The 11,235-nt window shown below is 43.3% G+C and carries 7 protein-coding genes; 5 read left to right on the top strand and 2 right to left on the bottom strand.

Annotated features, from left to right (window positions below; translation table 11 throughout):
- Positions 1 to 205: 205 nt before the first annotated feature.
- A complete protein-coding gene (locus PN462_RS02210) occupies positions 206 to 2,002 on the bottom strand; it encodes a ShlB/FhaC/HecB family hemolysin secretion/activation protein (RefSeq protein ID WP_272126261.1) in 1,797 nt (598 codons plus the stop codon).
- 291 nt (positions 2,003 to 2,293) lie between these two features.
- Here PN462_RS02210 and PN462_RS02205 point away from each other — a divergent pair, with 291 nt between their 5' ends.
- The 4 genes from PN462_RS02205 to PN462_RS02190 all read left to right on the top strand — a co-directional run bounded on the left by PN462_RS02205 (position 2,294) and on the right by PN462_RS02190 (position 3,850).
- Complete coding sequence (locus PN462_RS02205; RefSeq protein ID WP_272126259.1) at positions 2,294 to 2,722, top strand: element excision factor XisH family protein; 429 nt, start codon at positions 2,294 to 2,296, stop codon at positions 2,720 to 2,722.
- Positions 2,707 to 3,039 carry a XisI protein gene (locus PN462_RS02200; protein WP_272126257.1) on the top strand — a complete coding sequence of 111 codons (333 nt, stop codon included), beginning with the start codon at positions 2,707 to 2,709 and terminating at the stop codon, positions 3,037 to 3,039. The genes PN462_RS02205 and PN462_RS02200 overlap by 16 nt, the downstream gene beginning before the upstream one ends.
- Before the next feature lie 183 nt (positions 3,040 to 3,222).
- Positions 3,223 to 3,561: a type II toxin-antitoxin system RelE/ParE family toxin gene (locus tag PN462_RS02195; RefSeq protein WP_272126256.1), complete on the top strand. Its 339-nt coding sequence runs from the start codon at positions 3,223 to 3,225 to the stop codon at positions 3,559 to 3,561.
- Positions 3,551 to 3,850, top strand: coding sequence for a helix-turn-helix domain-containing transcriptional regulator (locus PN462_RS02190; protein ID WP_272126255.1), 300 nt, complete (start codon positions 3,551 to 3,553; stop codon positions 3,848 to 3,850). The genes PN462_RS02195 and PN462_RS02190 overlap by 11 nt, the downstream gene beginning before the upstream one ends.
- A 694-nt stretch (positions 3,851 to 4,544) precedes the next feature.
- Here the strand turns inward: PN462_RS02190 and PN462_RS02185 are convergent.
- Positions 4,545 to 8,240 (bottom strand): S8 family serine peptidase, encoded by a 3,696-nt coding sequence (locus PN462_RS02185; protein WP_272126254.1) that lies wholly within the window; start codon positions 8,238 to 8,240, stop codon positions 4,545 to 4,547.
- Positions 8,241 to 8,505: 265 nt separating this feature from the next.
- On the opposite strand from PN462_RS02185, the gene PN462_RS02180 reads away from it, so the two are divergent.
- Positions 8,506 to 11,235: two-partner secretion domain-containing protein (locus PN462_RS02180; protein ID WP_272126253.1), on the top strand; the 2,730-nt coding region annotated here is incomplete at its 3' end.

The raw sequence follows: 11,235 nt of genomic DNA, 5'->3' as shown, positions 1-11,235 counted from the left end.
CCCCCCAACCCCCTCTACCAACCTTGGGAGAGGGGGAGAAAATGTCTCTCACAAGTGTCTGAAACAACGGTGTCTCGTTCTACAATTTCTCACCTTGACAGGGCTGGCATTGCCCACCCTACAATGATTAATCTACAATGATTAATCATTTATGAGCAGAGAGTTGATTGTAGGTTGGGTGAAGCGTAGCGTAACCCAACACCCCCTAAAACAGACGATAATTGACGGAAAAGTAAAAGCCATTCTCTTGTAAAGTATTGTTTGACGAGTCCACATCAGACAAAGAGACCCCCCAATCCAAACGAATCGTCAAATTATTTCCCTGTTGCAGTCTTAGCCCCAAGCCAGTGCCAGTAATAGCGGTGTGCTTCGTTATACCCTGATCCCACCCCCATCCTGCATCAAAAAAGGGGACAATTTGCAAAACTCCTTGCCAGTCGGGAATTCGCAGGATAGGAATACGGACTTCAGCAGAGGCTAAAAGGCCGTTATCATGGAAGAATAGGTCTTGACGATATCCTCGCACGCTGGTTTGTCCCCCTAGGCTAAACTGTTCTAGAGAGAGAAGGGGACGGTCTGCAATCTGCATATCTCCTCGAATGAGTAAGAGGGTATCTGGCCCTAATAAGCGAACCCATTGGGCTTGGCCTCGCCAAGAAAAAAAGTGACTGTCTGGGGGTTCGGGGTTTTCGGTGGCGTTAAACCAGTCTAACCCCCAACTGAACTGGGAACGGGCGGCTAATACTTGTCGTTCGCTGCGTTTGGTCCATTCTTGAATAAAGCGAAGGGCGGTGACTTTACTTCTCCCTTGGGGATTATCTCCTTCGGAGACTAAAGGAATGTTAAATAAGCCAATTTCGGACTGACTTTCCTGTTGGGAGAGGGCCAGGGTGAGGGCAAATTCTTGGGTGGGGGTTTGGATGAGGGGTTGACGTAGGCTGAGTTCGTAATAAACGGAATCAGAGGTAATATTAAGGGGTTTAAAGGGGTCTTCAATGACTTCGCTGTCTGTTTCTCCGTAGGCAAAACGAATTGTCCCATTGCGAGGGTTAATGGGGATGGTATAGTTGAGGTCAAGGCTATTACTGCCATCGGTGTTGGAGTAGTTGGCATTGATGCGATCGCCGATTCCTAGTAAGTTGGCTTCCGTGACGCTAACCCCACGACGAAAGCTGCCCACGGTGGGGGAACGGTTATTATTTAAAGGAAGATTGAGACTAAAAGTATCGGCTTCTCGAATCTGCACATCGAGAATATTAAACCCTACTTTGGTCCCGGCGGAGAGTTCTGCGGATAAATTAGTGATGAGGGGATCAAGTTGTAGCAGTTGTAAGGCTTCTTGTAACTCATTAACATTGAGAGGAGGATCGGTGGCCAGTTGGAGACGATTGCGGACATAGTTGGGGTTGAGATGGGTTGTTCCGATGACGTTAATGGCTTCTATTTTCCCTTCTACGACTTGAATGGTTACGGTATGATCGGCAAAGTCTTGGGCAGGAATTAACGCACCTGTGGTGATGTATCCTCGGTCGAGATAGAATTGGGTAATGCGCGATCGCGCTTCTAATAATTCCGCCAAAGATAAAGGCCGATTCAGATAGGGTTGCAGGAGAGGGGCAAAGTCTTCTTGGGTAAAAATGGTACTCCCAACTATCTCAAACTGTTCTACGGTAATTTTTTCCGGTACAGTCGGTTCTGTTGGGGTGGGTTGCCTAGAGGGTTCAGAAGTATCGGGCAGATCGAATAATTCCTCTGGGAGAGGGAGTTGAGGAATATCCGGTTCTGGGAGAGGTTGGGTTGAGGGGGGTTCGTCTCTCGGTGGGGTTTGACTGAGGGGAAAAGGAGTGCGATTAGCGTATTCTAGGAGGTCTAGTTGTTCAGTAACAGTGGGTGCATTAACGGGAATCTTAGGACTTTTCTCAAACTCTTCTGCAACCACTGGATAGACTTCGATTCCCGTCAAATTAGGGATTACCAAAAAGATAGCCCATCCCCAAGTCAATCCCTGTTGTTTAATGTTGTTTCCAACCCATCTTTTGCTCACCACATACCCCATAGTTGCCCGGTTGCTTAGTTATTTTGGAGATAGGGTAGCATTGATCGCGTTCACAAAGTGTCTCGGAACGAGAATCGCTTTTCTAGAACTGGGTAGAGACTATTCGGAACATTTAGTAGGGTTAGGCATATACAATACGCCCCTAGTGGTCTGTTTCAGCTAAAATGAGGCAATCGAATAGTGCGATCGCAATGGCAAATGGAGTTATACTAGAGCTTAGTTGCTTCTAATTCTTATATGCCCCGGCTCGATCTTTACCATAACGTTGTTAACGTTGTTAGAGTGGCTCTGGTTAAAGATGGTTGGACAATCACAGACGATCCATTGACTGTTGAATTTGAGGATTTAACCGTTTATGCCGATCTCGGCGCTGCAAAAATTATTGCTGCTCAAAAACTCGAGCAAAAAATTGCGGTTGAGATTAAGGTTTTTCGGACTCCTTCACCCGTGACAGAATTAGAGCGTGCAGTTGGACAATATTATTTATATTTAACATTTATTGCTAAACAAGAACCTGATCGCGCTCTTTTTCTAGCAATTCCCGAACGGATTTATAAGAACTTTTTTCAACGTCCGTCAATTCAAGTTTTTGTGAAAGAACGCCAGATTTCTTTTTTTGTTTTTAATCCAGAACGGGAGGAGATTGTCAAATGGATCGTCAATTAGAACGATATCAAACGATTGCACGAGAAATTGTTGACGATTATGCTCGCTATGAGCCTAGTCGAGGAGAGATTAAGTTGCAAGCGATCGCTGATGGTGATTGTTATTTGCTGATTAGTTTTGGCTGGAATGGCGATCGCCGGGTTCACAGTACAATTTTACATCTGCGCGTCGTTGAGGGAAAATTTTGGGTAGAACGAGATGAAACTGAAGAAGGGATTACTCAAGATTTACTTGATCGCGGTGTTCCTAAAGAAGATATCGTTCTCGCTTTCTATCATCCCGAAGATCGAAAATTAACGGAGTTTGCGATCGCTTAATGAGTGTTTTTATTAAGGCGATCGCACTACTCGAAAAAATAGCAGAAAGGCGATCTCGCTCCACAAAAAGAAGCGATCGCGTCACCCCCTGCATAAACGAGTACATTATTGTAAGCTATAAGAGAACTAGGCTTAATTTCTCTAGCTGAATATAATTTACACTATACTTTTAAAAAACAGATAATGGAGGCAAAGCCAAAAGAAATCAGGATTTATACAACTTCAGATAACATTGCTCCTTTTTCGCAATGGCGCGACTCTCTCAAGGATAATAGAGCCAGAGCTAAGATTAGGACAAGACTAGACCGAGTTGAAAGTGGGAATTTGGGAGATTATAAATTTGTGGGAGAAGGAGTATATGAACTCAGGATCGATTACGGAGCAAGGTATCGTATTTATTTTGGACAAGAGAGTAATATGATTATTTTCTTATTATGGGGAGGGGATAAAAGTACACAAACTAAAGATATTGCTAAAGCTCAAGTCTATTGGAAAGATTATAGGAGTCGGTATGATGTCTAAAAGTATTAGTTATCATAAAGAATTAATTGAATCTTTAAAAAATCTTTCAGAAGCCGCGATGTATCTTGAAGTTGTTTTAGAGGAAGGTGAGCCACCAATGATTAGAAAGGCTTTTTATAATGTGATTGAGGCGAAGGGAGGATTGAGTAATTTATCACCAGACATTCAAGAAACATTTCTTCAATTTGACCAAAAACTTCATGAAACGGGTAAAATTGAATTTAGCTTATTGCGGACTTTACTTGAATCTTTGGGGTTAAAAGTTGGTGTAATGGTCATGACAAATTAAAAAAAGTGTTCATGGAGTGTTGCAAAGCGATCGCCTTTCAGAAAATTAGAAGAAAACGCGATCACGTTCTCCTAACACGATCGGTGCGATCGCTTTTTCCCATCAGATCACATTACTTTTCAAAAAAAGGATCGCGCCTTGGGTTTAAGGGTGCGATCGCGAAAAAAAAGACCGCGCTTGGGGGATGGAGGAAGCGCGATTCTGTAACTCATTTTGGGAGCTTATAGGGTTAGCTTGTAGCTTGTAGGGTGCGTTAGCAGGCCATCAACTTAGGTCAAAATCCAGTTAATGTTATTTCCTGCGTAACGCACCGAAACCCATGAATTTTTTGAGTAAAGTGGTGCGTTACGGCGGAAATTTTAAGTTAATTGGTGAATCCCAAATTAGTTGACCGCCTAACGCACCCTACTTTCTTTTCAGTAGCAATTCGTAGGGTGCGTTAGCAGGAATTCGTAGGGTGCGCCCTTCAGGGGATCAACTTAGGTCAAAATCCAGTTAATGTTATTTCCTGCGTAACGCACCGAAACCCATGAATTTTTGAAGTAGGTGGGTGCGTTACGGCGGAAATTTTGAGTTAATGGATTAATCTTAAATTGTCTTGCCGCCTAACGCACCCTACTATCTGCTGTAATAAGCAGGTTTCTAGCGTTTTTTAATGCAACATTTAAGGTGCGTCACAGTCATAATTGGGAGATCAACGCTTTAATTCCCAATAGGCTTTTAATGGATTATAGTTTCGGTCACGAATTCCTGATTTTGAGCTAAGTACACTTGGGTAATGTGCAGCACCATAAGTGTATGGAGGTTTCGATACTTCAAAATGTAAATGTGGAGCAAATACGCCTTTAGCACCATTGGCACCTACACCACCAACTTTTCCAACAACCTGTCCCTTGCTCACTTTCTGACCTTCAGAAAAGTAGCGACTATTCAGGTGTTTATAAATATAATAGCGTCCATCTTCTCCTAAAATTGTCAAAGTTCCATAGTTAGAAGTTGATAACACAACAGTTCCATTTACAAGACTTTTGACTTCTCGATTATTGATTGAACCACCAATATCAATTGCACCGTGATAGCTGTTCATCGAAGTTACAGCGTTGTTATAATCATCAGAAATATATGCTCCACTAGGTCGAAAATACGCTCCGAATAGATCATTACTTAAATCTCTGTAAAGTTTTCCTATATCAGAATTGGAATTCTTTTTAATGAAATTCAGATCGGCTGCACTATTGATTGAATCTTCCCACTGCCATTCACTCCATGATGCTAAATTCTTGAAATAGTTACTACGCTTTTCAAGAGTGGAAAGAGGAATAATCTTATCCCACGTCTTACGCCAACCTGTACCGTGCGTGAGTAACTGCATCTGACCATTGTCTTTCACAGTGTAGAAATAATAGTTCCCAGTCTCACGGTCATAAAACAGTAAATCTGTCTTGCCATTACCCCCAAAATCGCCAGGAATAATCTCATCCCAAGTCTTGAGCCAACCCGTACCTTGCGGGAGTAACTTCATCTGACCATTATCTGTCACGATGTAGAAATAATAGTCCCCTGTCTCACGGTCATAAAACAGTAAATCTGTCTTGCCATTACCCCCAAAATTACCCGGAATAATCTTATCCCATGTCTTGCGCCAACCTGTACCTTGTGTAAGTAACTGCATCTGACCATTGTCTTTCACGGTATAGAAAGCATAGTCCCCTGTCTCACGGTCATAAAACATTAAATCGCTCTTGCCATCGCCCCCAAAATTACCCGGAATAATCTTATCCCAAGTCTTACGCCAACCCGTACCGTGCGTGAGCAACTGCATCTGACCATTGTCTTTCACAGTGTAGAAATAATAGTTCCCTGTCTCACGGTCATAAAATAGTAAATCTGTCTTGCCATCCCCTCCAAAATCTCCAGGAATAATTTTATCCCAGGTCTTGAGCCAACCTGTACCTTGCGTGAGCAACTGCATCTTACTATTATCTTTCACGGTGTAAAAATAATAGTTTCCAGTCTCACGTTCATAAAACAGTAAATCGCTCTTGCCATCCCCCCCAAAATTACCCGGAATAATCTTATCCCACGTCTTACGCCAACCCTTATCACGCTGTAATATAGACAATGATGTATTATTTTTTGTGGCATACATTTCACCAGTACCACTATCTTGGTCATAGAAAACTAAACCTGTATTTGTTCCAAATGAACCATCAAAGATTTGAAAAATAGGTTTTTTAGAGTCAAAAGTTTCAGTAGAATTCTTATAAAACTTATCAAAAACTTGTTGAAGCAACTTCACAAACCCCGAACTGGTCGGATTACCAAAAATCCCCAAGAAGGAACTCCAAGACGGGGAGGAAGTAGTGAAAGAATAACCCGAATAATTTGGAGTCGCAGCCCGTTCCATCGGTGTCACCTTACCTTCCCCACTCCAGGTCAACGGCACATACTGCAACTGCTTATCATACTCCTCCTCCTGCATCGACTTCGCCAACTGTACCGCAGCCGCCATATTCAGCAACCCTGCACCCGTTTCCACATCAAACCCTGGTGCATTCAAATCCATCGCAGTATCTTTCAAAATCTCAATCACCTGGCGATAATGTAACGTAGGATTTGCAGCCCAAACTTGAGAAATTGCCCCTGTCACCTGTGCAGTGGCCACAGATGTTCCGTGCATTCCCTCTACATCATCCCCAAACGTCGATAAAACAGGATTGTCTAACGTTCCTCCTTTCGCAACAATATCTAACCCTTCCCCATAACTGGAATAGTCTGCACGGTCAAACGTCTCTCCCTCAATTTGTTCTGCTGCACCAACGGTGATGATATTATCAAACCGTTCCGAGGCTTGACCTAAAGCAGACATCACCGCACCATCATTCCCCGCAGCAACACTGACTACAACATTATTCTGACGGGCATATTCTAAGGCCGCCATTTCCATCGGGGTAAACTCATATCGCGTCGTCACATTCCCCTCAGCATCAATTTGAGTTAAGTCCATACTCAAATTAACCACCGCATTAGGTTGCTCAGACTCCCGTGCCGCATCGACAAACTCGACCAAAGATTCAGCCCATTGTCCCGATCCTACAGCACGACCGACCCACAGAGGTGCATCATCATTCACCCCATCAATACCAATGCCATTATCTTGTTCAGCAGCGATCACACCTAAAACGTGCGTGCCGTGTTTATTCCCTTCCCCATCACTGAGTAAGGGATTATCATCTCCATCGACGCGATCTTTCCCTAATGTGATTTTGTCGTAATCTAGATCAGGATTATCGCTACTCAATCCCGTGTCAATGACTCCAACTAAGGGTTGTTTCGATTGTTCTACATCGGGAATGGTTTTCTCTGAGGCCGTATCATCCACATACTGTTCAGCATAGCTGACTACAGCTTGCCCTAAATCACCTTCGCGCCAGTCGTCCTCGGCATCCATTACCCCTTGTTCAATAAGCTCATCCATGCTGGGGGCTTCCCCTTCTGCACCTCGGACTTGGAAAATTAAATCATTGTAGTCTTCGTCATACCACTTATGACCCGCTTGTACGTCTTCCATGACAAAAGTGTTGCCATCTCCCGTGACATCGGCAATTTGCCCAAAGTGTAAGGTATCATCGGGGTTGGCTGTGCCGAGGGAGAATAGGGGGGCTTTTGAACCGCCAATATTGGGGTCATTTAAGACTTCTTGCACTGTGCCATTGGGGACTAACATTACACCAAAGCTGTCTCCTGGACGCATAGAGACGGTTTTCACCCCTTGATAGTCTCCGGAGTTCCAATCTTTGCTTTCGCCTAAACTGCCCGCAAATTTCGCGCCTTCGGTTCGGTCACTAATGACAATATGACCGAATTCTGAATCACTGGTAGCACGGAAGGCCGCTTCTTGGATGAATTCTTCTGAACCCGCTTCAAATTCATCCATCCCTTCTAAGCTGAAGATGGCAACTTCTCCTTTAAATTTCCCGCCATCAAAGAGGAAGTCGATGCCGACTTCTCCGCTTTCTCCAACGGTGAATACTCCGGCATCATATTTGAGGATGTCAGAGGGAAGATCGGCAGGTTCTAGGCCTTGTTCTGCCCAAGCTAGGTTTTGAGAAAAAACTTCTCCCTCCTCTGCTGCTTCTCCAGAGGGAAGGGGTTGCTCGTCGGTTTGCACGTCTTCTAAGTCGGGAGTTTGCAGTTCCCTTCTGATTGGGAAATTCAGTTTCTGTTGCTCGTCGGTTTGCCAGTCTTCTAAGTCGGGAGGAAGATCGACAATATCTGTACCGGAAAAATCATCGACATCCACTAATCCACTAGGGGTGAGGATAGGTTCGAGGATGAAGGATTGGAGTTGATTCTGCTTGTGGGTTTGATCTTTTTTCCGTTTGAACATGGTAGTGTCCCTCGATAACAGGTCTTGATTCGGTGACTCTATCTACTTCTCTGTTCAGAGAGACTGGTTTTATGCAGAATACTGGAAAATTTTTGCGAAAATTTTTTCAAGGTGACGAAATTGCCTCCTAGTCAGGGTTAGCGCGAATTCTGGGCAGAGGGGCTGATTTTAATTTTTGTAACGATTTGAGAGATTTTGCGTAAAAATGCCGCTTTTATCCAGAGAACCCAATGAAGCTCACGATTTTCTCAAGCAAGACTCAAGCATGACACCCCTAAAGTTCATTTACCCTTTGCTCGGTTTTTCTCTCTTAATCCCCTTCTCCCCAGTCACCGCACAGATTATCCCGGATAATACGCTAGGGACAGAACAATCTACCGTCAACTCCACCACCCTCGATGGCCTCCCCACTGAGATGATTGAAGGAGGGGCAACACGGGGAGAACATCTCTTTCATAGTTTCAGCGAATTTAACGTCCAAGAGGCCCAACGGGTTTATTTTGCCAATCCTTCTGGAATTAATAACATTTTAAGTCGGGTGACGGGAAATAATATCTCGGAAATTTTAGGCACATTGGGAGTAAATGGGGGAGCAAATCTCTATTTAATTAATCCCAATGGTATTCTGTTTGGTGAAAATGCCCAACTTGATATTCGGGGTTCATTTTATGCAACAACCGCAGACCATCTCTTATTCGACAATTACGAATTTAGTGCCAAAAATCCGGATAGTCCCCCCTTACTCACCCTCAATATTACCCCAGGAATACAATATCCGGATAATTCTCAAGGAACAATTACTAACCAAGGTAATTTAACCGTCGGTGAGGATTTAACCTTAGTGGGTCAAAACCTTGACGTTACAGGAAACCTAGAAAGTGGAGAAAATTTGACCCTTTTGGGAACAGATACGATCACTATTAAAGATAGTATTGACCGTCCTATAATTCTTAATGCTGGCCAAAACTTATTAATTCAAGGCAATGAAACCATTGATATTTTTGCTCTCAACCATCTCGATAGTGGTTTAGTCTCTGGAGGGGATTTAACCCTACGCAGTCAAAATGCTATCAGTGGGGATGCACATTTTTGGGTAGGAGGGACATTTTCGATTGAGAAATTAGATGAAACAAGGGGAGACTTTTATAGCAAAGAAGACCCAATTGTTTTAGCTACAGGGAATGTTATGATGAATGATTATACGGGGGCATCACTGCATATTTTAGCGGGAGGCAGTGTTACTATAGGAGATATAAATATTACTGATTCTGGAACAGATAACACTACTATTAATACGAATAATAGTGACCCCTTCATAAAACAATTAGCTCAATTCAATCTTTCTGATGGTACTCCTGTCGAAGTTGATGGGAGTAGTGCTACTTACCATACCTTAGATATTCGAGCAGGGATTGATTGGAGTCAAATTGGTGGCTTACCTGTTAGTTTACAAAATACAGAAATTACGCTAACACCAGTTGCCGTAACTTACAACAATCTGGCCAACCGTGCTGATATAAATGTTGGTGAGATTGATATTAATGGAGTTAGTTTAACTCCTATTGGAACAGGGGGTCAAGTCTTTCTCACCAATCAATATTTTGCTAATAATTTACCTGGTAATATTACAGTGGATGGGGTCATTGATACTAGAGACTTATTAGGTGGAGGGTTAGTTTATATTGATTCCCGTAATGATATCAACGTGAATCAGGGAATTAATGCGTCCTCTTTTTTACCTAAAAACATGGGTAATGGTGGGAATGTTATTCTTTTATCTAATGAAACAATAACTTTAGGTGCAGAAATTTTATCAGAAGGACTCGAAGGAGGAAATATTACTTTAGAAGCTAATAACCCTTTAGTTTTAGATTATGGAGTGTTTAGTCGTAGTTATAGTAGCACTTCAAAGAATCAAGGGGGAAATATTGAGATTACAACCTCCCAAACTTTAACTATCCAAGCAGGTGCAAGACTATCGACTCAAACAGTAGGAACAGTAAATGCGGGAAATATTACTGTAAATGCGGGAGCAATTAATATTCAAAATAAAACCAATTTAGCCAGTGATACAGGCATTGTAGCGAATACAGCAGGAACAGGTATTGCTGGGAATATCGCGCTGAATACAGGTGAGATGTATTTAGATAATGGGTTTATTTTTGCCAATACCTTTCGAGATAGCACCTCTCCTACTGCTCCTTTAGGAGATGGTGGACAAATTACTGTTAATACCAATGATTTAACTCTCGAAAATGGCTCATTTCTCTCAACCGCGAGTCAAAGTGAAGGGGTAGGAGGAACAATTCAAGTTAATGCTAATAATTCGGTTAATTTAATCGGGACAAATGACCAAGGATTACCCAGTGGGTTTATTTTTGGGGGGTTTAGTAGTGGGGATGCAGGTCAATTACGCATTAATACGAGGGACTTGTCTATCACGGGGGGAGGATTGATTTCTGGGTCAGCGTATGACAGTGGGAAAGCAGGGGATATTACTGTAAATGCGAGGGAGTCGGTGACGGTGCAAGGAAGTGGCCTCAATGCACCGAGTGGGTTGGTGTATGAGACGGGAGGGACGGGAAATGCAGGGAATTTCACTTTGGAGACGGGTGCATTAAATATTCTTGATGGGGGGAATGTGTCTGCACAGAGTATTGGGACGGGGAATGCAGGGACGTTTACTGTGGATGCAAGGGATATTTTAGTGCGAGGAGAGTCTGGGGATGGTCGGTTTCAGAGTCGTTTGTTTTTCGATTCTGCGAATGCGGGAAATGCAGGACGGTTACAAGTGCAAACCCAACGGTTACGGGTAGAGGAGGGGGGACAAGTTGCAGGGACAACACGAGGGTCTGGTGACGGAGGATTTTTAGGGGTTAATGCGACGGAGTTGGTGAATATAGATGGGTCTGGGAGTGGTTTGTTTTTTGAGAGTTTAGGGAGTGGGGATGCACGGGGGATTGAGTTAAGGACGGGAGATTTGACGGTGCAGAAT

This window comes from Spirulina sp. CS-785/01 (genome assembly GCF_028330525.1).
GTDB lineage: Bacteria > Cyanobacteriota > Cyanobacteriia > Cyanobacteriales > Spirulinaceae > JAQMSD01.
The sequence above is the reverse complement of the archived record's forward strand: the minus strand, read 5'-3'. Positions and strand labels throughout refer to the sequence as shown.